Origin of the sequence: Bradyrhizobium guangdongense (assembly GCF_004114975.1) — a bacterium.
In the GTDB taxonomy this organism is placed as follows: domain Bacteria; phylum Pseudomonadota; class Alphaproteobacteria; order Rhizobiales; family Xanthobacteraceae; genus Bradyrhizobium; species Bradyrhizobium guangdongense.
In genome coordinates, this window is the sequence record NZ_CP030051.1 from 3,922,487 (window position 1) to 3,943,927 (window position 21,441).

Sequence of the window (21,441 nt, forward strand, 5' to 3'; positions counted from 1 at the left end):
CGGTCGCTCGCAAAACTCGTCGCGGTAATATCGTGCGGAAGCGCAGCGATGCCACTTTTGCCCTCCGCAATCATACGGACGAATTTGCCACGCACTTGTCCATATCGGGCGGCTAGAATCTCCGTCGATGTGCACGAAGTACGACCCGCAGCTTGAAGCCGAGGCAGCGATGAAGCGTGCGGCGGCGTCCGAAGGCGCCGACCGGCAACGACTCATCGAGCTGGCGCTGGCTTGGCATCAGCTCGCCCGCGATCGTCGCGACGACGAGCGGAGAGACTGATTTCTATCTTGATGGTCTGCCCGGTCCGGGCGTTGTGACGAGCCATGAGAAAGCCCCGTGCTCGGGGGGACAAGCACGGGGCCCTTCAAAGCCGACCGGGGCTGGCGGGTCGGCACCACTCTATTTCATCGCAGACAACACGCCCGTCGCGATTCCGTTCCGCGTGGCGGCTGGCGGTTGTTTCGCTCGGCTGAAGCTCGCAAAGGAACATCTGTTCCCGGCCGACGTTGGCCCGACATGACCGACCTTGAATTGCGCGCACAGTCTTTCGAGATCGCCTGGAAATATCTCGACCAGTCCGGTCTGCTCACGGGCGAGCGCAAGGATGCGGCCCGCTTCATCCTGAACAGGATCGATCGCATGATGATTCGCGGCGAGCGGCGCAGATTGCTGCTCTCGAATGCCGCGATCGATGCGTATCGGATGCGGCCTGCGCTCGTGCCGCTCGAGGCTTGATAAACTCAAGCTGCAGAAACGCGGCGTTAAGACTCCTCGATACGCCGATTTCGCGGTCTCGATTCGTGCTCGGGGAACGAAGCGGAGTCGGATCGTGAACGAACAAAAAGCCGCCGTTGGACCTCCTGCACACGCCAAGCGTTGAAGAGCGATGGAAGCTTTCCGATCGTTGCATCAAGACGCGCATGGAGACCATTGAAGCCTATCTCGATCGCAAGCACAGGGAAATCGGGCTGCTGAACGATTGCCTGAAGAACCCGCGACGCTTGCCCCGTCCGCGATCGGTGGATGAGGTCATCAAGACAAAATTCCAGCTCACCGCCATGCTGCATGCGGAGCATGCGCTGCAGGACTGGAAAGCGACGGAGACGGCGTGGTCGGCATCGGCCTGTCCCACCAGCGGTCCGTTCGCTTTCAGTTATGACTACCAGCGGGCAGATCTCACTGTCACCGGCCCTTCGTTCTATGAACTCGAGCACGGCTGCATCAGCGAGACGATCTATTCCGCTTCGGGCATGGCCGCGATCTCGACGCTGCTGCTGGCATCCGCATTGACTTTCGCCCATGGAGATATTCTGGTGCTGCCGGGCTCCTACGGTGAGACGTTGGAGCTGATCGAGCGCTTTGTTCCGAGCTTGCGTCTCGTTCCCCTGAAACTGCCGCTGGCGGATGCCTTTGGCCGAACCGGCACGCCGCGCATCTTGCTGCTGGATTCGTGCATCTCTGCCGGCGCGTTCGAAGCCGTTCTGCACTGCGACGGGGCTGGCCTCGATCTTCTGGTGTTCGACACGACGTGCTTTGCCGGCCGCTCAGGGCGCATCCGGCGCGTGCTGCGCTGGGCGAAGCGATGCAGGCTTCCGGTGGTGATGGTGCGAAGTCATAACAAGCTGGATTCGCTCGGTGCGGAATACGGCAGGCTCGGTTCTGCGGTTTTCGTCAGCTGGAGCGAGCAGGGCGCTGAGCAACGCCGTTCGATGATCAAACGGCTTGCCGTGGATACAAGCAATGCGGTTCGGCTTCTCGGCGGCGCGGCGCTGCCGGCGCACTTCCCGCCTTTTGTCGGCAGTGATGCGTATTGGGCGTTAACGAAGACCCGTGTCGCAGCCATCCTGCGCAATGGTCGCCATGCCGCTTGCTTGTTCGCGCGCGAGCTTGCTTCGCTCGCGGCCGAACTCCACTTCACCCATGGCCTCTACGTCACGCTCCGCGCCGGTCGTCCCCTCGACGAGGCAAGTGCGCGGCGAGCCGCCGAGGCCATGAGTCACGATCTGAGCCGAAAGGGACATCCCATCCGCCACGCCGGCAGCTTCGGCTTCGACTTTGCCGCGACCGAATGGTTTCACGACGCGACCACGGACCGGTACAGCGTCCGGGTCGCGGTCCCGGATCTGCCGACCAGGCCGTGGAATGACCTTGCAGCGGCGATCGCGGAGTGGTGGCGGTCGAATCAATGCCGGCTATGATCGTCACGACCGGCCTATCGTCGATTTGCCCGGCCGACTTGTTGCCGCGCAGGCATTATTCGATCGCCGATGGCTGCTTCTCATGGTCGCGATGCGTCCAGGCCTGGACGGCGGAGGCGAGGTCATGAGGGCTCATGGCAACATGGACAATGGAAGCCTGCGCCGTTTCGATGCGCTGCTTGATTGCGCCGGAGTTGACGTCGACGACTGCGTCGAGCGCCAGAAACGACATTGCAACGACCGCCACCGCAAGGGCGATTCCCATTCTCGTTAGTTCAGTTCGCGGCATCGACGGTCCTTCTCGGGCAAAGCTAGCCCGCCGCGCATAGATAGGGCGCGTCCGTCCGGTTCAAAGACCGGAGAAAGCCAACCCACGCGTTCGTGAAAGACATGGGATCGGCAAGGAAGGGATCGGGTGGCGCGTTTCGCGTTTCATGATGAACGCCGTCGCACGTCGACAAGGCTGAGGTTTTGGCGATCCCGGCAGGAATCGAACCTGCAACCCTCAGAGTAGAAATCTGATGCTCTATCCAGTTGAGCTACGGGACCGTCCTGAACCGCCCCGCGCTGGGGCCGGCTGTTCATATAGCATGCCAATAGGAAAAATCCGGCGTTTCGCCAAGTCTGAACCGAACCGTTTTCCTCTGTGGCGCGACAAAACGGAACGGTGAAGTGTCAGGGTGCCGGGTTGAGCGGCAGCGGACTGGACGACGGATCACGTCGCCGGCAACGCTGGCCAGCTTCCGGGACACGGTCGCCGGCCGACTGGTCGGGTATTGGCTGCGCCACAGGACGGCGCGCGCGGCGGTATCTTGATCGGTCTCCTCTGGGCGTGACTTGCCATGGCGAATGCGACGTTTTGCACCTCTGGTTCCATCGCCTTGAGTCTGTCACCTTTCCGCGCACTTCATCGCCGCCGCGGCGCTCGTCCGCGATTTCCGGGAGTCCAATCATGATCGGTCTGGTTCGCGCCGTCACCCTCTGCGCCGCGCTGGCGTTGGGCCTGAGCGCCGCGCACGCCGCTGAAAAAGCCTTCAAGCGCGACGATCTCGCCGATTCCGCGATCAAGCTGGAGGCGCAGATCAAGAGCGAGGCGGGGCCAGTCGCCAAGACCAATGCGACGCTGCGCACCGACGCCGACGCCGCTTTCAAGCGCTTCGATTTCCGCACGGGCCTGTCGGTGCTCGGCCAGATCGCCGCGACCACCCCGGAGGATGCTGGCAACTGGTTGCGGCTCGCCAGGGCCATCTTCCAGATCATGCCGAAGAGCTCGAGCGAACAGACGTTCCTGCTGGAGCGTGCCTCGACCGCGGCCTACATCGCCTATATGCGCGCCGGCAATCCGGGCGAGGAGGCCGATGCGCTCGCCGTGCTCGGCAGGGCGCTGGCTGAACGGCATTTGTTCCGGCCGGCGCTGGATTCGCTGCGGCTGTCGCTCGATACCAAGGAGGTCGCCGACGTCCGCGGCCAATACGAGAAGCTGCGCGACGAGCACGGCTTCCGGCTGCTCGACTACACCGTGGACTCGGATTCGGCGAGCCCGCGCGCCTGCTTCCAGTTCTCCGAGGAGCTCGCCAAGCGCACCGACTTCGCGCCCTTCCTGGCGCTGGCGGGTCAGGACAAGCCGGCGCTGTCGGCCGAAGGCAAGCAGCTCTGCGTCGACGGGCTGAAGCACGGGGAGCGCTACAACATCAATCTGCGCGCCGGCCTGCCGTCCACGGTGAAGGAAGGCTTGCCGAAATCGGCCGAGTTCAACATCTATGTGCGCGACCGCAAACCGTTCGTGCGCTTCACCAGCCGCGCCTATGTGCTGCCGCGCACCGGCCAGCGCGGCATTCCCGTCGTCAGCGTCAACACGCCCGCGGTGAACATCAACGTCTTCCGCATCGGGGACCGCAACCTGATCAACACGGTGGTCGACAGCGACTTCCAGAAGACCTTGTCGAAATATCAGCTCTCGGATCTCGGCAACGAGCGGGGCGTCAAAGTCTGGTCCGGCGAACTGGCGACGGCGATGACGCTGAACCAGGACGTCACCACGGCATTTCCGGTCGACGAAGCGCTTGGCGAGCTCCAGCCCGGCGTCTACGTGATGACGGCCGCAGCCAAGGGGCCGGGCTCGGACGACGATTACCAGCTCGCAACGCAATGGTTCATCGTCTCTGACCTTGGCGTCACGGCCTATTCCGGCAATGACGGCATCCACGTCTTCGTCAACTCGCTGGCTTCGACCGACCCGGTCGGCAAGGCCGAGGTGCGGCTGGTTGCCCGCAACAATGAGATTTTGGCGACGCGCAAGACCGACGAAGCGGGCCACGTTCTGTTCGAGGCGGGGCTCGCGCGCGGTGAGGGCGGCCTGTCGCCGGCCATGCTGACGGTCACCGGCGAGAAGGCCGACTATGCCTTCCTCAGCCTCAAGACCTCCGCCTTCGACCTGTCCGACCGCGGCGTTGCCGGCCGCGCGGTGCCCGCGGGCGCCGACGCCTTCGTCTATGCTGAGCGCGGCGTCTACCGCTCCAGCGAGACCGTCTATCTCACCGCGCTGCTGCGCGACGGCCAGGGCAATGCCGTCAATGGCGGGCCGCTGACGCTCGTGATCGAGCGCCCCGACGGCGTCGAATTCCGCCGCGCCGTGCTGTCCGACCAGGGCGCCGGTGGCCGCACGCTTGCCGTGCCGCTCAACTCCGCCGTCCCGACCGGCACCTGGCGGGTGCGCGCGTTCACCGATCCGAAGGGCTCTTCGGTCGGCGAGACCACCTTCATGGTCGAGGACTATGTCCCGGATCGGATCGAATTCGACTTGTCCGCCAAGGACAAGCTGATCAAAGCTAATACTCCTGTGGAGCTTAAGGCGGACGGCCATTTCCTGTACGGCGCGCCGGCGTCGGGCCTCCAGCTCGAGGGCGACATGCTGATTGCGCCGGCTGCCGAGCGGCCCGGATTTGCCGGCTACCAGTTCGGCGTCGCCGACGAGGAGACCACCTCGAATGAGCGTACGCCGCTGGAGAACCTTCCCGAGGCCGACGCCAACGGCGTTGCCACATTCCCGGTGACACTCGACAAGCAGCCGGCCTCGACCCGCCCGCAGGAAGCGCAGATCTTCGTCCGCATGGTCGAGACGGGGGGACGCGCCGTCGAGCGCAAGCTGGTGCTGCCCGTTGCGCCCGCAACCGCCCTGATCGGCATCAAGCCGTTGTTCGCAGACAAGAACGTCGCGGAAGGCGACAAGGCCGATTTCGACGTCGTGTTCGTCTCGCCCGAGGGCAAGACCCTGGCCCGCGACGGCCTGCGCTATGAGCTCCTGAAGATGGAGTCGCGCTACCAATGGTATCGCCAGAACAATTACTGGGAGTACGAGCCGGTCAAGTCGACGTCGCGCGTTGCTGACGGCGACGTCACGATTGCAGCCGACAAGCCCACCCGCATCTCGCTGGCGCCGCGCCCCGGCCGCTACCGGCTCGAGGTGAAGTCGAACGATGCCGACGGCCCGGTGACGTCGGTGCAATTCGACGTCGGCTGGTATTCCGACGGCAGCGCCGACACGCCGGACCTGCTGGAAACCTCGATTGACAAGCCGCAATACGCTTCAGGCGACACCATGACGGTGTCGGTCAATGCCCGCACCGCCGGCAAGCTCACCATCAACGTGCTCGGCGATCGCCTGCTGACGACGCAAACCATCGACGTCAAGGAAGGCACTGCGCAGGTGAAGATCCCGGTCGGCAACGACTGGGGCACCGGAGCCTATGTGGTGGCGACGCTGCGCCGTCCGCTCGATGCGGCCGCCCAGCGCATGCCGGGCCGTGCGATCGGCCTGAAATGGTTCGGGATCGACAAGCAGGCCCGTACGCTCCAGGTGAAGCTGACGCCGCCGACGCTGATCCGGCCGAATTCGATGCTGAAGATCCCGGTCAAGCTCGACGGCCTCAATCCAGGCGAGGATGCCAAGGTGGTCATCGCCGCCGTCGACGTTGGCATCCTCAATCTCACCAATTACAAGCCGCCGGCGCCGGACGATTATTATCTCGGCCAGCGCCAGCTCTCAGCGGAGATCCGCGATCTCTATGGGCAGCTGATCGACGGCATGTCGGGTACGCGCGGCCAGATCAAATCCGGCGGCGACGCCGGCGCGGCCGAGTTGCAGGGCTCACCGCCCGCGCAGAAGCCGCTGGCGCTCTATTCGGGCATCGTCACTGTCGGCGCCGACGGCAGCGCCGAGGTGAGCTTCGACATACCCGAGTTCGCCGGCACAGCCCGCGTGATGGCGGTGGCATGGACCGCGACCAAGCTCGGCCGCGCCAACACCGACGTCGTGATCCGTGATCCTGTGGTGCTGACGACGACGCTGCCGCGCTTCCTGCTCAACGGCGACCACGGCACGGTCAACCTCGAGGTCGACAATGTCGAGGGCCAGGCCGGCGACTACGTGATCAAGGTGAAGACGGGCGGCCCGGTGAAAATGACCGGCAATCCCGCCACCACCGTCAAGCTCGCCGCCAAGCAGCGCAACTCGTTCTCGCTCGCGCTCGATGCGACCGCGGCGGGGCAGGCGACGCTCGATGTCGACATCAAGGGGCCGAACGGCCTGGCGCTGGCGCGTCACTACGCGTTCGACGTCAAGGCGGCGACGCAGGTGCTGGCGCGGCGCTCGATCCGGACGCTGGCGAAGGGCGAGAGCCTGACGCTGACCTCGGACATGTTCTCCGACCTCGTGCCGGGCACCGGCAGCGTCTCAGTCTCGGCGAGCCTGTCGACGGCGCTCGATGCGGCGACGATCCTGAAGGCGCTCGACCGCTATCCCTATGGCTGCTCGGAGCAGATCACGAGCCGCGCGATGCCCCTGCTTTACGTCAACGACCTCGCGGCCGGGGCGCATCTCGCCATGGACACCGAGGTCGACCAGCGCATCCGCGACGCCATCGAGCGGCTGTTGGCCCGTCAGGGCTCCAACGGCTCGTTCGGCCTGTGGTCGGCCGGCGGCGATGATGCCTGGCTGGATGCCTACGTGACGGATTTCCTCACCCGCGCCCGTGAAAAGGGGTTTGTGGTGCCGGACATCCTGTTCAAGAACGCGCTGGATCGTATCCGCAACTCGGTCGTCAACGGCAACGAGCCGGAGAAGGACGGCGGCCGCGATCTCGCCTATGGCCTCTACGTGCTCGCCCGCAACGGCGCAGCGCCGATCGGTGATCTCCGCTATCTCGCCGACACCAAGCTGAACAACCTCGCAACCCCGATTGCGAAGTCTCAGCTAGCGGCCGCGTTGGCGCTGGTCGGCGACCGCAACCGCGCAGAGCGGGTCTATGGCGCGGCGCTCGACAGCCTCGCGCCAAAGCCGGTGCTCGAGTTCGGCCGCACCGACTACGGCTCGCAGCTGCGCGATGCGGCAGCGCTGGTCTCGCTCGCGAGCGAGGGCAACGCGCCGAAGGCGACGCTGACGCAAGCCGTGGCGCGGGTCGAGACCGCGCGCGGGCTCACGCCCTACACCTCCACGCAGGAGAATGCGTGGCTCGTGCTGGCGGCGCGCGCGCTCGCCAAGGAGAACCTCTCGATCGAGGTCGACGGCCAGGCGGTCAAGACCGCGCTCTACCGCAGCTACAAATCGGACACGCTGAGCGGCAAACCGCTGAAGATCACCAACACCGGCGATGCGCCCGTGCAGGCGGTGGTTTCGGTGTCCGGCTCGCCGGTGACGCCGGAGCCGGCGGCTTCGAACGGCTTCAAGATCGAGAGGAACTATTTCACGCTCGACGGCAAACCCGCCGATATCAGCAAGGTCAAGCAGAACGATCGCTTCGCCGTGGTGTTGAAGGTTACGGAAGCCAAGCCTGAGTACGGCCACATCATGGTGTCCGACTATCTGCCGGCAGGCCTCGAGATCGACAACCCGAAGCTGGTCTCGTCGGGCGACAGCGGCACGCTGGACTGGATCGAGGACGGTGCGGAGCCCGAGAATACCGAGTTCCGCGATGACCGCTTCACGGCGGCCATCGATCGCGCCTCGGATTCCAAGGCAGTATTCACTGTCGCCTACGTGGTGCGCGTGGTCTCGCCCGGCAAATACGTGCTGCCGCAAGCCTATGTCGAGGACATGTACAATCCCTCGCGCTACGGCCGCACCGGCACGGGCACCGTCGAGGTGCGGGCGGCGAAGTGAGTGATGGAATGAACAAGCCGCTGAACGATGGCGTGGATGGCCGGGACAAGCCCGGCCATGACGGAATGCGGAGTAGGGGCTATCGCGTCCTCTCTGCCCTCGCGCTCGCATTCATCCTCGCGATTATCGGATTCGTCTGCTGGGTCTATTCCCTCGGCCCGCTGCCGCTCGAGGAAGCGCGCCGTGTTTCCACCACGGTCATCGACCGCAGCGGCAAGCTGCTGCGTGCCTACGCCATGGCGGACGGACGCTGGCGGCTGCCGGTCGATGCCAAAGCCAGTGTCGATCCGACGTATCTCAAGCTGCTGTTCGCCTATGAGGACCAGCGCTTCTATGCCCATGACGGCATCGATCCCCTGGCGCTGGGCCGCGCCGCGATCCAGCTTGCGACGCGTGGGCACATCGTGTCCGGCGGCTCGACCATCTCGATGCAGCTCGCCCGTCTGATGGAGCCGCGGCGGCAGCGCTCGCTCTACGCAAAACTGCATCAGATCGTCCGCGCGATCGAGCTGGAGCGCAGCTTGAGCAAGGACGAGATTCTCAACCTCTACCTCGCGCTCGCGCCCTATGGCGGCAATCTCGAAGGTATCCGCGCCGCATCGATCGCCTATCTCGGCAAGGAGCCGAAGCGGCTGTCGCTGGCCGAGGCTGCGTTGCTGGTGGCGCTGCCGCAATCGCCGGAGACGCGCCGGCTCGACCGCCATCCCGATATCGCGCGTACCGCGCGCGATCGTGTGCTCGACCGCATGGTCGAGGACCATGTGGTGAGTGCGGAGGACGCCAGGCAGGCGAGGGCAGTTCCCGTTCCGAAGCTGCGCAAGCCGATGCCGATCCTGGCGCCGCATGCCTCAGACACTGCGCTGGCGACTTTCAAGGATGCGCCGGTCATCAGCCTGACCCTGGACGCTAATCTCCAGAAGGTGCTGGAGCCGCTGGCGCGCGACCGCGCCATCGCGCTGGGACCGAACGTCTCGGTCGGCATCATCGTGATCGACAACGACAGCGGCGACGTGCTCGCCCGCGTCGGCTCGGCGGATTATTTCGACGAGAGCCGGGCAGGGCAGGTCGACATGACGCGCGCTATCCGCTCGCCGGGCTCGACGCTGAAACCGTTCATCTACGGCCTCGCCTTCGAAGACGGTTTTGTTCACCCCGACAGCCTGATCGACGACCGCCCGGTGCGCTTCGGCTCCTACGCGCCGGAAAATTTCGACATGACCTTCCAGGGCACGGTGCCGGTGAAGAAGGCGCTGCAGATGTCGCTGAACGTGCCGGCGATCGTGCTGCTCGACCGGGTCGGCTCGAGCCGTTTGGCCTCGCGGCTGCGACAGGCCGGCGCCAATCTGGTTCTGCCCAAAGACGAGGCACCGGGGCTCGCCATGGGGCTAGGCGGCGTCGGCGTCACGCTCCAGGATCTCGTGCAGCTCTATGCAGGATTCCCCCGGCTCGGCACCACCAAGCCGCTGCGCGAGGTCATGACGGCCAAGGACGATCGCGAGCCGCTGCGGCTGCTGGATCAGGTCGCAGCCTGGCAGGTCGGCAACGTGCTGCTGGGAACCCCGCCGCCGGAAAACGCCGTCCATAACCGCATCGCCTTCAAGACCGGCACCTCCTATGGCTATCGGGACGCTTGGTCGGTCGGCTTCGACGGCCGGATGACCATCGGCGTCTGGGTCGGCAGGCCCGACGGTGCGCCGGTTCCCGGTCTGATCGGCCGCGTCGCCGCGGCGCCCATCCTGTTCGATGCCTTCGCACGCAGCGGAAAAACTCTGGTTCCGCTGCCGAAGCCGCCGCGGGGAACCCTGGTGGCCAGCAACGCCAAGTTGCCGTTGCCGTTGCGACGGTTCCGACCCGTCGGGGAACTGGTCCGGACCGGCGGCGAGCAGGCCCTCCACATCCAGTTCCCGTTGAATGGCACAAGGATCGACGTGGATCGCTCAGGCGGCACTGAAGGCGCGGCCATGCCCGTGAAGGTCGCCGGCGGGGTATTGCCGATGACCGTGATGGTCAACGGCACCGCGCGCGGCGAGATCGACGGACGGCGCCAGCGCTTGATCGATCCGCCCGGCCCGGGCTTTGCCAGGCTGACCGTGATCGACGCCACGGGCGCCGCGGACACAGTTGTCATTCGAATTCAATGACGGTGGCTTAAGCGGTTGTGGCGATGGCGGTTTCAGCGTAAGCGGAACCAATGGCCGAGACCTACCCGACTCCCCGTTTTGGAGCGCCCCGAGAGCCGAAAACGCCCGTGAATCCGGGCAGTGGGCTCGTGCGGATGCTCGACTTCGTCACTGCCAGCCACGCCCGCGCCGTGGGCTTCCTGGTGCTGAGCGCGCTCCTGCTGTTTCTGCCGGGATTCTTCACCATCCCGCCGGTCGATCGCGATGAGGCCCGCTTCGCGCAGGCCACCAAGCAGATGGTCGAGAGCGGCGATTATGTCGATATCCGCTTCCAGGAGGACGTGCGCTACAAGAAACCGGTCGGCATCTACTGGTTGCAATCCGCGGCCGTCGAGGTCGCGACGGCGCTGAAGCTGCCAAAGGCTGAATTGCGGATCTGGGTCTATCGGCTGCCGTCGCTCGCCGGGGCGATCGGCGCGGTGCTGATGACCTATTGGACGGCGCTCGGCTTCGTGACGCGGCGAGCCGCAGTGCTTGCTGCCCTGCTGATGTCCGCCTCCGTGCTGCTCGGTGTCGAAGCGCGTCTGGCCAAGACCGACGCCGTGCTGCTGTTCTCGGTGGTCGCTGCGATGGGCGCGATGGCGCGGGCCTATCTGTCCTGGCAGCGCGCCGAGGACGAGACCCATCCGCCGTGGAGCTGGCCCGCGATCTTCTGGACCGCGCTCGCTGTCGGCATCCTGATCAAGGGCCCATTGATCCTGATGTTCGCGGGCCTGACCATCGTCGCGCTCGCGATCCAGGACCGCGATGCCTCCTGGCTGTGGCGCTTGCGTCCGGTCTGGGGCCTGATGTGGATGCTGGTGCTGGTGTTGCCCTGGTTCGTCGCCATCTTCTGGCGCGCGGGCGATGCCTTCTTCGCCGATTCCGTCGGCGGCGACATGCTGAGCAAGCTCGCTGCGCAGGAATCCCATGGGGCGCCGCCCGGACTTTACCTGGCGCTGTTCTGGATCACGTTCTGGCCCGGTGCTCCGCTCGCGGCGATGGCGGCACCCGCGGTATGGCGGGCGCGGCGCGAGCCCGGCGCGCAGTTCCTGCTGGCCTGGCTGATCCCGTCCTGGATCGTATTCGAGGCGGTCCTGACCAAGCTGCCGCACTACGTGCTGCCGCTCTATCCTGCGATTGCGATCCTCACCGCCGGAGCGCTGGAGCGTAACGTGCTCTCGCGCTCCTGGCTGGCGCGCGGCTCGGCCTGGTGGTTCGCGGTTCCTGCCGCCGGCTCGATCATTGCGGTGATCGGCGCCGTGATGCTGACCCGGCAGCCGGCTTTCGTGGCTTGGCCTTTCATCGCGGCCTCGCTGATCTTCGGCCTGTTCGCCTGGTGGCTTTACGACAATAACCGCGCGGAGCGCTCGTTGCTCAACGCCCTGGCCGCCGCGCTGATGCTGGCCGTCGTGGTTTACGGCATCGTGCTGCCGTCGCTGACACCGCTGTTTCCGAGCATCGAGATCGCGCGCGCCTTGCGCAACGTGACCTGCGTCGGCCCCAGGGCGGCAGCTGCCGGCTATCACGAGCCGAGCCTCGTCTTCCTGACGGGAACGCAGACGCTGCTGACCGACGGATCTGGCGCCGCCGATTTCCTCCGGCAGGGAAGTTGTCGGTTTGCGCTGATCGAGCAGCGTTCGGAGCGCAGCTTCGCGCAGCGCGCCGAGGCGATCGGGCTTCGCTACAAGGTCGGCGCGCGCATCGACGGCTATAATTTCTCGCAAGGACGCGCGATCTCGATCTCGATCTTCCGCTCCGAGGGCACCGAATAGGATGTCGGGCTCCCCCTCCATCGCGCCGCGTGCGAGTTACCCGCTGCAGCTGCTCACCGTCACCGGGCACGCGCTGGCGCAGCTCGTGCGCGCCCCCACGCATTCGCGCCGCGCCGCGGCTGCGCGAAAACTGGCGCGGCATTCGCTTTGGCTCAGCGCGGCGGGCGCAGCGCTGATCATCGTGCTGATGCTCGCCTTTGACCGGACCGAGATCCAGCTGATGCCGGCGCGCGGCACGCCGGCGCTCTGGCCGATCCGGATCCTCACCGATTTCGGCAAGGACGTGAATGTGCTCTCCGTGCTGGGCATTGCGCTGGTGATCGTGGCGCTCGTGACCGCTGGGATGCACGGCACGCGCCGCGCGCTGCTGCTCGGCCTTGGCACGAGGCTGCAATATCTGTTTCTGTCCGTTGCCGTCTCGGTGTTCGTCGCCGAGATCCTGAAATATCTCATCGGCCGCGGGCGGCCGTTCGTCGGCGGCAAGGCCGATCCTTTCAACTTCATCCCCTTCGAGGGGACGGGGGCTTATACCAGCCTGCCGTCGGGCCACGCGGTGACGGCGTGCGCGTTGGCGTTTGCGGTCGCGGCACTTTGGCCGCGCCTGCGCGCCGTCATGTTCACTTACGCAATCGTGATCTTGCTGACGCGCCTCGTCCTGCTCGCACACCACCCGAGCGACGTCACGGCGGGCGCGCTGGTCGGCATGGTCGGCGCCATGGCGGTCCGCTACTGGTTTGCGGCCCGCCGGCTCGCTTTTGCCATCCAGGCGGACGGCACCATCGTGCCGCTTCCGGGGCGCTTCAAAAGGGTTGCCCGTAGCCCGTCAGCCCCATAAAAGCGGCTGCCTGCCGGGGCCGTCGGTTCCAGAGGTCGCAGGCCAATCCAACCACGAGCGCTCGATTTGTCGTCGTCCCAGCCTTCGGTTTCCATCGTTGTCCCCGTGCGCAACGAAGCCGACAACATTGCGCCCCTGATCGAGGAGATCACGGCCGCGCTCGATGGCCGCTGGGCCTACGAGATCATCTATGTCAATGACGGCTCGACCGATGCGACCGGCGAGCGGCTCGCGGCGATCATGGCGCAACGGGACAATCTGCGGCAGTTGCGCCACACGAAATCGGGCGGCCAGTCGGCGGCAGTGCGCAGCGGCGTGCGCGCGGCGCGCGGTTCGATCGTGGCGACGCTCGACGGTGACGGCCAGAACAATCCCGCCTTCCTGCCCGATCTGATCGCGGCGGTGGAGAAGGGCGCCCATGTCGGGCTCGCCGCGGGTCAGCGCGTCGGGCGCAAGGACACCGGCTTCAAGAAATTCCAGTCGCGCGTCGCCAACAAGGTCCGCAACGCGATCCTGAAGGATGGCACGCGCGATACCGGTTGCGGGCTGAAGGCGTTCCGGCGCGAAGTCTTCCTGATGATGCCCTATTTCGACGGGCTGCACCGCTTCCTGCCGGCGCTGATCCGCCGCGAAGGTTTTGACATCGCCTATGTCGATGTGATCGACCGGCCGCGCCATTCCGGCGTATCCAACTACGGATTCTTCGACCGGCTATGGATCGGGATCATGGATCTCGCCGGGGTGTGGTGGCTGATCCGCCGCAAGAAACCGACGCCTGAAGTGACCGAGGTGAAGGCATGATCATCCAGTACGGCCAGGCGCTGAGCAATTATCTCTACGACGTCTTCGTCGCCAAGTTCGATTTCTGGCTGGCTTTCGGCCTTGTTGCACAGCTGTTCTTCACCGCGCGCTTCCTGGTGCAGTGGATCGCGAGCGAGCGCGCCGGCAACAGCGTGGTGCCGATGGCGTTCTGGTTCTGCTCGATGGGCGGCGGCCTGATGACGCTGGTCTACGGCGTCGTGAAGCGCGAGCCCGTCATCATCCTCGGGCAGGCGCTGGCGACCGTCATCTATGTCCGCAACATCATGCTGATCATCAAGAACCGCGGCCGCACGTCGAAGACGCTGGAGCGGTGATCGGAAGCTCTAACGCGGCAGCGCCGTCGCGCCTGAAGCGGGCAGGGCTGATGTCTCCGCCTCGGTCCGGCGGTAGGGCTCTCCTGCTGCATCCAGCACGGGATAGGCGACCGAGCAGATATGCGAGTGGATGCGCCTGAGATCGCGCAGCACGTCCAGATGCAGCGAGGTGGTCTCGATGGTCTCCGGGCGCCCCTCGCGCAGGCGGTCGAGATGGCGTTCGACGGCGGCAAGCTCGGTGTTCTTCAGCGCGGTCTTTTCCACCAGCAGCTTGCGGGCCTCGTTGGCATCGCCCGACATGAACACGCCGAACGCGATCCGCAATGACTCCATCGTGCGCTTGTGGAAGGCGGCGAGCTCGTCCGCGCCCTCGGGCGAGAACTGGAAGCGCCGCTTGATCTTCTTGGTGGCGAGCTCGCTCAGATTCTTGTCGATGATGTCGCCGATATGTTCGAGGTTGATGGCGAAGGAGATGATCTCCATTGCACGCCGGCCCTCGCTCTCGTCGAGACTGCCGCGGGTCAGCTTCGTGACGTAGAGCTTGATGGCCTCGTCGAGGCTGTCGACGACATTGTCCGTCTTCGAGACCTGGTCGACCAGCGAGCGATCGCCCGTCATCATCGCAGCCATCACCTTGCGCAGCATGGTTTCGACGAGATCGCCCATGCGCAACGTCTCGCGGGCAGCATCGGCGAGCGCGAGCGAGGGTGTCTCCAGCGCGCTTTCATCGAGATAGCGGGGCCGAGCCGGATCGGTCTCCTGCACACGATCGGGCAGCAGGCGGGTCAGCAGGCGCGACATGCCATCGAGCAGGCCGATGAAGATGACGGCCGTGCCGACGTTGAAAGCGATGTGAAACGCCGCGATCATCTTGGCGAGGTCGGGCTGCCAGGCGTGCATGTGGCTCGCGATCGTGCCCAGGAACGGCAGGACCAGTGCAATGCCGATGACGCGATTGACGAGATTGCCCACCGGCAGACGATAGCTAGCGGGATCGTCGCGCCTTGCGCCTTCAAACACAGGATTGACGGCACTGCCGAGATTGGCACCCAACACCAGCGCCAGCGCCGCATCGGGCGTGATGAACTGCGAATAAGCCAGCGACATGATCAGCAGCACGCTGGCGACGCTCGAATGCACGGCCCATGTGAGCACTGCGGCGACAATGATGCACAGGATGGGGTCGCCCGTGATCGCCGACATCACGACGCGCACACCCGGCGCGTTCTCCGCCGGCGCCAGTGTATCGAGCAGGATGTGCAGCGACAGCAGCATCAAGCCGAGGCCGATGCAAAGCCGGCCGATATCCTTGATCCGCGAGCGCGGGCCGGAACGAAAGGCGACGAGGCCTAGCACGAACAGTACGGGCGCAATGGCTGCGATATTGAACGACAGCGCCTGCACGATGAGCGTCGTGCCGACATTGGCTCCCAACATGATAGCAAGCGCGGCCACGAGGCTGAGCAGGCCCTCGGCGGCAAAGGAGCTGGTCAGCAGCGCGGTCGCCGTGCTGCTCTGAAGCAGTGCGGTGAGGCCGAGGCCCGCGGCAAATGCGCTGAAGCGGTTGCCGAGCGCCTTGCCAAGCAGGCGTCGCAGATCGGGGCCGAAGGCGCGCAGGATGCCGCTCTGGACCATGTGCAGGCCCCACAGCAGCAACGCCACGCCGCCCATCAGATCGAGCAGAACCAACGTTCCCATGCTCCGTGTCCGGATGAGAGTCGATTGGTGAGGCTAGCGCCAAATGCTTGAGGTTCAAACCATTTGTTGGCGCAGCCGCGTTAACGTCTGCGCCAGTTGTACGTTCCGCAGGCGCATTGCCTTGTGAGCAGGCTCACATTGCCGCTTTGAGGGCAGCGAAGCCGCGATCGAGATCGGCCTTGAGATCGTCGACGCTCTCGAGCCCGATGTGAAGGCGCAGTGTCGGACCGCCCGGCGCCCATTTGGTCGCGGTGCGATAGGCGTCGCAGTCGAAGGGAATCGCAAGGCTCTCGAAGCCGCCCCAGGAAAAGCCCATGCCGAACAGCTTGAGCGTGTTGAGCATGGTGTCGACGGACTGCTGCGGAGCCGGCTTCAGCACGATGCTGAAAAGGCCCGAGGCGCCGGTGAAGTCGCGCTTCCAGATCGCATGACCCGGATCGGTCTCGAGCCCCGGATGCAGCACGCGCGCGACCTCGGGTCTGGCGGCGAGCCAGCGCGCCATGTCGAGGCCGGAGCGATGATGCTGCGCGAGCCGCACTGATAGCGTGCGAAGGCCACGCAGCGCCAGGAAGACGTCATCAGGTCCGGCGCAGACGCCGAGCAGGCGGATGCCTTCCGTGATCTGCGGCCAGGCCTTGGCGTTGGCCGAGATAGTGCCGAACATGATGTCGGAATGGCCGCCGATATATTTGGTGGCGGCCTGCATGGAGATGTCGACGCCTTGCTCCAGCGAGCGGTGGTAGAGCGGCGTTGCCCACGTGTTGTCGTCGATGACGAGCGCGTCCTTCGCATGCGCGACCTCGGCGATGGCGCGAATATCAGGCATCTCGAACGATTGCGAGCCCGGCGCCTCGACCAGCACGGCACGGGTGTTGGGCTTGAACAGCTTTTCGATGCCCGCACCGATCAGTGGATCGAAATAGGTGGTCTCGACGCCGTAGCGGGCGAGCATGCCGTTGCAAAAATTGCGTGAGGGCCGGTAGATGTTGTCGACGACCAGAAGATGGTCGCCGGTCTTCAGCACCGAGAGCAGGGTGGTGGAGATCGCCGAAAGCCCCGACGGCACGATGCCGACGCCGGCGCATTGCGGGCCCTCCAGCGCCATCAGCGTGTCCTGGAAGGCGCGCGTGGTCGGGGTGCCGTGGCGGCCATAGGTGAACTCGCCGCGATGGGCATGTAGGTCCTCGGCGGTCGGATAGAGCACGGTCGAGCCGTGGAACACCGGCGGATTGACGAACCCCTTCTGTGCCTTGGTGTCGCGGCCGGAGGTGACCAGCCGGGTTTCGGCCTGCTGCTGGAGGGGGTGCGAGGAATCCATGCGTCTGCTTTCAAAAAGCGCGTTACCGCCGGCGCGGATCGCACGGTCGGGACGGCCCGAAGGCCGCGGACGTTAATAACAGAACACAGAAGAGTCCCGTCAACCCCTTGACCCGGCTCGCCAGTCGTTCTGTGATGCGCAGGTGCTATTCAGTCGCCGCATGTTGAGGGGCAGCCGCGACCTTCGATCCATCGTCTGACCGGACCTTGCGCCACAGCCACAAAGGCGGGCGCCTGCGGCGGGGATTAGGGTATGGCCTCTCAGGATGGGCGAGTGTTCGGCAAGGTTTTCCAGCATGACTCTTGCAAGGCAGGTCTTTCCTAGGATTTGCCCCGGCAGAGACGATCCTGAGACAACATTCCTGACGTTGAGACGATCTTGAAAGGCCTTCAGCCCATGAAACGCGTAACCCTGGCTCTCTCTCTTGCTCTCGCCGCCGGCCTCTCTGCCCAGGCCGCCGACGCGCAAACGCTCAAGACCATCAAGGACCGCGGCATGCTGTCCTGCGGCGTCAGCCAGGGCCTGCCCGGCTTCTCCTCGCCCGACGACAAGGGCAACTGGACCGGTATCGATGTCGACCTCTGCCGCGCGATCGCGGCGGCGGTCTTGAACGATCCGACCAAGATCAAGTTCGTGCCGCTGTCGGCCAAGGACCGCTTCACGGCGCTGCAATCCGGCGAGATCGACGTCTTGTCGCGCAACACCACCTGGACGGTATCGCGCGACACCTCGCTCGGGGCCAATTTCACCGGCGTCACCTATTATGACGGGCAGGGCTTCATGGTGAAGAAGTCGCTCAAGGTCAATTCCGCGCTGGAGCTCAACAGCGCCTCAGTTTGCGTCCAGACCGGCACCACCACCGAGCTGAACCTCGCCGACTACTTCAAGGCCAACAACATGAAGTACGAGGTGATCGCGTTCGGCACGATCGACGAAGCGATCAAGGCCTACGAGTCCGGGCGCTGCGACGTTTTCACCGACGATTCATCCGGACTCTATGCCAGCCGCCTGAAGCTGACGAACCCTGCCGATCATGTCGTGCTCCCCGAGATCATTTCGAAGGAACCGCTGGGACCGATGGTGCGCCACGGCGACGATCAATGGTTCGACATCGTGAAATGGACGCTGTTCGCGATGGTCACGGCCGAGGAACTCGGTATCACCCAGAAGAACGTCGACGAGATGGCGAAGTCCGACAAGCCGGAGCTGAAGCGGGTGCTCGGCACCGACGGCAATCTCGGCGAACAGCTTGGCCTCACCAAGGACTGGGTGATCCGGATCGTGAAGGCGGTCGGCAATTACGGCGAGTCGTTCGATCGCAATGTCGGGGCCGGTTCGCCGCTCAAGATCAGCCGTGGTCTCAACAATCTCTGGACCAAGGGCGGCCTGCAATACGCGCCGCCGATCCGCTGATCGGTCGACGCGCAGGCTGCGCCGATGGGCGTCGAGGCCCGGAAACCGCCACCGCAACTCGCGCTGAAGCTGAAGCGCGCGCTCGGCGGCAAGGCAGGCTGGAACGGCGTTGCCGTCCAGCTCGTCTTTGGCGCGATCCTGGCCTGGATCGCCTATGAGGTCATCTCGAACGCCCGCACCAACCTGGAAACCCAGCACATCGCCGCGGGGTTCGGGTTCCTCAACAACAGCGCCAGCTTCGACGTCAATCAGACCCTGATCTCCTATTCGGGGTCCAACACCTACTTCCGCGTCTTCCTGGTCGGCATCCTGAACACGTTGCTGGTCTCGGTGGTCGGCATCTTCTTTGCGACCTTGATCGGTTTCGTCGTTGCACTCTGCCGTTTGTCGCCGAACTGGCTGGTATCGCGCGTCGGCGGCCTCTATGTCGAGGCCATCCGCAACCTGCCGCTCTTGTTCCAGATCCTGTTCTGGTATCTCGCCGTGCTCGCCGCATTACCGGCGCCGCGGCAGAGCCTGTCGATCTTCAATGCGATCTTCCTCAACAATCGGGGCGTGATCGTGCCGTCCCCGGAGGGGCAGCCCGGCCTCGTTCCGTTCCTCGCCGTGGTGGCGCTCGGCATCGTCGCCTCGCTGGTTTTGCGCAGCTATGCGCGGCGGGCGCTGTTTGCTCAAGGTCGCGCGATCCGGATCTGGCCGTACGTGCTGACATTGCTCGTCGGATTGCCTGTTGTCACGATGCTTGCGTTCGGTCCACCTGTCACGTTCGAATTTCCGCAGCTGAAGGGATTCAATTTCGCCGGTGGCGCGCGGATCATTCCGGAGCTCGTCGCATTGACGGTCGGATTGTCGACCTACACGGCGGCCTTCATCGCCGAGATCGTCCGCGCCGGCATCCTGTCGGTCCATAAGGGGCAGATGGAGGCAGGCTCGTCGCTGGGCCTCAGCCGAGGCGCGACCTTGCGGTTGATCGTGGTGCCGCAGGCCATGCGCGTGATCGTGCCGCCGCTCACCAACCAATACCTCAACCTGACGAAGAACTCGTCGCTTGCGGTCGCGATCGGCTATCCCGACCTGGTCTCGGTGTTCGCCGGCACGGCATTAAGCCAGACCGGACAGGCGATCGAGATCCTTGTCATGACGATGGGCGTTTATCTCCTGATCTCGCTCGCCACCAGCGCCATCATGAGCATCTACGGCTGGCGCCTCAGCCGGAGCCTGAGTGCATGAGCGATCTGGCCGCCTCGTCCTCCTTTGTCCGGCAGGATCTGGTTGCCGAGCGCCCCGCGCCGGTGACGACCACCGGTTTCGTCGGCTTTGTGCGCACGCGCCTGTTGAACTCGCCGACCAATATCCTGCTGACGATCCTCGGCCTCTTGCTGGTCTGGTACACCGTCGTTCCCACCATCAAGTTCCTGCTGGTCGATGCGGTCTGGAGCGGCAAGGATCGCACGGCCTGCCTCGCCGAGAATGCCGGCCATCCGGTCGGCGCCTGCTGGCCCTTTATCCAGGCCAAGTCCACGCAGCTCTTCTACGGCTTCTATCCGGAGGCCGAACTCTGGCGGGTCAACCTGACCTTCGCGCTCGGCGCAGTGCTGCTGTTGCCGCTGCTCATTCCGAAGTTGCCGGCCAAGGGCTTGAATGCCGGGCTGTTCTTCTTCGCCTTTCCGGTGGTGGCATTCTTCCTGCTGCATGGCGGCGGCATCACCGGCTTCGGCGTGAGCTGGGTGGCGGGCCTGCTGCAATTGTTCGCCGACAGCATCAGCGGCGTCGGCGAGGTTCTGGTTGGTCTGAGCAAGAGTTCGGCCGCCGGCCCGCTGCTCTGGGCGATCGGCAGCATCATCGGGCTGGTCGGCACGTTGCTGCACTGGGTGATCTTTCCATTGACCTGGCTGCGCGACCAGATGCAGGCGGCAGGACAGGGGCCCTGGCTCGACTTCCTGATCACGGCCGTGATCGTATCGGCGATCCTGTTCGTGCTCGGTGGCGGCGCGCGCACCGGTTCCCGACCGCTGATCGCCGGCCTCGCCACGTTCGCCGCGATGGCCGCGGTGATCAAGCTGATGGGGCTCGATCACGGCGGCTTGCCGATCGTCGACACGCGGCTGTGGGGCGGGCTGCTGGTGACGCTGGTGATCGCGATCACCGGCATCGTGGCGTCATTGCCGATCGGCGTTGCGCTGGCGCTCGGCCGGCGATCGACCATTCCCCTGATCCGGATCTTCTCGATTATCTATATCGAATTCTGGCGCGGCGTGCCGTTGATCACCGTGCTGTTTTTTGCAACCTACATGCTGCCTCTGTTCCTGCCGGGCAATTTCACCGTCGACGGCTTGGTGCGCGCACTGATCGGCGTGTCGCTGTTCACCGGCGCCTATCAGGCCGAGAATCTGCGTGGCGGTCTGGCGGCGGTGCCGCGCGGGCAGGGCGAGGCGGCCTCCGCGCTCGGCCTGTCCTGGTGGAAGACCACTTCGCTGATCGTGCTGCCGCAGGCACTGCGCCACGTCATCCCCGCCATCGTCAACAGCTTCATCTCGCTGTTCAAGGACACCTCGCTGGTCTCGATCGTCGCGCTGTTCGATCTGCTCGGCTCGCTGCGCGCCTCTTTCGCCGATCCGGTCTGGACCACGCCCTCGACCGCCTTCACCGGCTTCGCCTTCACCGGCATCATCTACTTTAGCTTCTGCTTCGGCATGTCGCGCTACTCGCTCTTCGGCGAGCGCCGTCTGAACGCCCACCGTCGCAACTGAT

At 65.0% G+C, this 21,441-nt stretch carries 14 protein-coding genes and 1 tRNA gene; 11 read left to right on the forward strand and 4 right to left on the reverse strand.

Going from position 1 to position 21,441, the window contains the following annotated elements; translation table 11 throughout:
- Positions 1-517: 517 nt before the first annotated feature.
- Positions 518-736 carry a hypothetical protein gene (locus X265_RS18820; protein ID WP_128966160.1) on the forward strand — a complete coding sequence of 73 codons (219 nt, stop codon included), beginning with the start codon at positions 518-520 and terminating at the stop codon, positions 734-736.
- Positions 737-921: 185 nt separating this feature from the next.
- Positions 922-2,199, forward strand: a complete 1,278-nt coding sequence (locus X265_RS18825; RefSeq protein WP_128966161.1) for a hypothetical protein — start codon at positions 922-924, stop codon at positions 2,197-2,199.
- Between the two features lie 55 nt (positions 2,200-2,254).
- Here the strand turns inward: X265_RS18825 and X265_RS18830 are convergent, their stop codons facing one another.
- Together X265_RS18830 and X265_RS18835 are read right to left on the reverse strand one after the other, a co-directional pair.
- Entirely contained in the window at positions 2,255-2,464 is a 210-nt protein-coding gene (locus tag X265_RS18830; RefSeq protein WP_244659333.1) for a hypothetical protein, read from the reverse strand.
- A 207-nt stretch (positions 2,465-2,671) separates the two neighbouring features.
- A tRNA-Arg gene (locus X265_RS18835) sits at positions 2,672-2,748 on the reverse strand.
- A 403-nt stretch (positions 2,749-3,151) separates the two neighbouring features.
- On the opposite strand from X265_RS18835, the gene X265_RS18840 reads away from it, so the two are divergent.
- The 6 genes from X265_RS18840 to X265_RS18865 all read left to right on the forward strand — a co-directional run bounded on the left by X265_RS18840 (position 3,152) and on the right by X265_RS18865 (position 14,261).
- Positions 3,152-8,356, forward strand: a complete 5,205-nt coding sequence (locus X265_RS18840; protein ID WP_128966163.1) for an alpha-2-macroglobulin family protein — start codon at positions 3,152-3,154, stop codon at positions 8,354-8,356.
- A gap of 8 nt (positions 8,357-8,364) precedes the next feature.
- Positions 8,365-10,497 carry a penicillin-binding protein 1C gene (pbpC, locus tag X265_RS18845; protein ID WP_244659334.1) on the forward strand — a complete coding sequence of 711 codons (2,133 nt, stop codon included), beginning with the start codon at positions 8,365-8,367 and terminating at the stop codon, positions 10,495-10,497.
- Between the two features lie 50 nt (positions 10,498-10,547).
- Positions 10,548-12,290, forward strand: a complete 1,743-nt coding sequence (locus X265_RS18850; RefSeq protein ID WP_128966164.1) for an ArnT family glycosyltransferase — start codon at positions 10,548-10,550, stop codon at positions 12,288-12,290.
- A 1-nt stretch (position 12,291) separates the two neighbouring features.
- Positions 12,292-13,125, forward strand: coding sequence for a phosphatase PAP2 family protein (locus X265_RS18855; protein ID WP_128966165.1), 834 nt, complete (start codon positions 12,292-12,294; stop codon positions 13,123-13,125).
- 66 nt (positions 13,126-13,191) lie between these two features.
- On the forward strand, positions 13,192-13,926 hold the full coding sequence (locus X265_RS18860) for a glycosyltransferase family 2 protein (protein ID WP_128966166.1): 735 nt from the start codon (positions 13,192-13,194) through the stop codon (positions 13,924-13,926).
- A complete protein-coding gene (locus X265_RS18865; RefSeq protein ID WP_128966167.1) occupies positions 13,923-14,261 on the forward strand; it encodes a lipid-A-disaccharide synthase N-terminal domain-containing protein in 339 nt (112 codons plus the stop codon). Before X265_RS18860 ends, X265_RS18865 begins: the two co-directional genes overlap by 4 nt.
- A 9-nt stretch (positions 14,262-14,270) precedes the next feature.
- Here the strand turns inward: X265_RS18865 and X265_RS18870 are convergent, their stop codons facing one another.
- Positions 14,271-15,959, reverse strand: coding sequence for a Na/Pi cotransporter family protein (locus X265_RS18870; RefSeq protein ID WP_128966168.1), 1,689 nt, complete (start codon positions 15,957-15,959; stop codon positions 14,271-14,273).
- Positions 15,960-16,092: 133 nt separating this feature from the next.
- The gene (metC, locus tag X265_RS18875; protein ID WP_128966169.1) at positions 16,093-17,277 is read right to left on the reverse strand and encodes a cystathionine beta-lyase; all 1,185 of its coding nucleotides are present in this window, start codon (positions 17,275-17,277) and stop codon (positions 16,093-16,095) included.
- A gap of 396 nt (positions 17,278-17,673) precedes the next feature.
- Here metC and X265_RS18880 point away from each other — a divergent pair, with 396 nt between their 5' ends.
- From X265_RS18880 to X265_RS18890, 3 genes are read left to right on the forward strand one after another with little or no spacing between them, the layout of a single operon-like run.
- Positions 17,674-18,690 carry an amino acid ABC transporter substrate-binding protein gene (locus X265_RS18880; protein WP_128966170.1) on the forward strand — a complete coding sequence of 339 codons (1,017 nt, stop codon included), beginning with the start codon at positions 17,674-17,676 and terminating at the stop codon, positions 18,688-18,690.
- A 24-nt stretch (positions 18,691-18,714) separates the two neighbouring features.
- Positions 18,715-19,920, forward strand: coding sequence for an amino acid ABC transporter permease (locus X265_RS18885; RefSeq protein ID WP_128966171.1), 1,206 nt, complete (start codon positions 18,715-18,717; stop codon positions 19,918-19,920).
- Positions 19,917-21,440 (forward strand): amino acid ABC transporter permease, encoded by a 1,524-nt coding sequence (locus tag X265_RS18890; RefSeq protein ID WP_128966172.1) that lies wholly within the window; start codon positions 19,917-19,919, stop codon positions 21,438-21,440. The genes X265_RS18885 and X265_RS18890 overlap by 4 nt, the downstream gene beginning before the upstream one ends.
- The last annotated feature ends 1 nt before the right edge of the window (position 21,441 follow it).

What these genes read in the sequence shown, in the direction of transcription:
- X265_RS18830 (WP_244659333.1), bottom strand. Translation starts at nt 2,464, where the DNA reads ATGGGAATCGCCCTTGCGGTGGCGGTCGTTGCAATGTCGTTTCTGGCG.
- X265_RS18825 (WP_128966161.1), top strand. Translation starts at nt 922, where the DNA reads ATGGAGACCATTGAAGCCTATCTCGATCGCAAGCACAGGGAAATCGGG.
- X265_RS18865 (WP_128966167.1), top strand. Translation starts at nt 13,923, where the DNA reads ATGATCATCCAGTACGGCCAGGCGCTGAGCAATTATCTCTACGACGTC.
- X265_RS18885 (WP_128966171.1), top strand. Translation starts at nt 18,715, where the DNA reads ATGGGCGTCGAGGCCCGGAAACCGCCACCGCAACTCGCGCTGAAGCTG.
- metC (WP_128966169.1), bottom strand. Translation starts at nt 17,277, where the DNA reads ATGGATTCCTCGCACCCCCTCCAGCAGCAGGCCGAAACCCGGCTGGTC.
- X265_RS18820 (WP_128966160.1), top strand. Translation starts at nt 518, where the DNA reads ATGACCGACCTTGAATTGCGCGCACAGTCTTTCGAGATCGCCTGGAAA.
- X265_RS18880 (WP_128966170.1), top strand. Translation starts at nt 17,674, where the DNA reads ATGAAACGCGTAACCCTGGCTCTCTCTCTTGCTCTCGCCGCCGGCCTC.
- X265_RS18855 (WP_128966165.1), top strand. Translation starts at nt 12,292, where the DNA reads ATGTCGGGCTCCCCCTCCATCGCGCCGCGTGCGAGTTACCCGCTGCAG.
- pbpC (WP_244659334.1), top strand. Translation starts at nt 8,365, where the DNA reads ATGAACAAGCCGCTGAACGATGGCGTGGATGGCCGGGACAAGCCCGGC.
- X265_RS18850 (WP_128966164.1), top strand. Translation starts at nt 10,548, where the DNA reads ATGGCCGAGACCTACCCGACTCCCCGTTTTGGAGCGCCCCGAGAGCCG.
- X265_RS18870 (WP_128966168.1), bottom strand. Translation starts at nt 15,959, where the DNA reads ATGGGAACGTTGGTTCTGCTCGATCTGATGGGCGGCGTGGCGTTGCTG.
- X265_RS18840 (WP_128966163.1), top strand. Translation starts at nt 3,152, where the DNA reads ATGATCGGTCTGGTTCGCGCCGTCACCCTCTGCGCCGCGCTGGCGTTG.
- X265_RS18890 (WP_128966172.1), top strand. Translation starts at nt 19,917, where the DNA reads ATGAGCGATCTGGCCGCCTCGTCCTCCTTTGTCCGGCAGGATCTGGTT.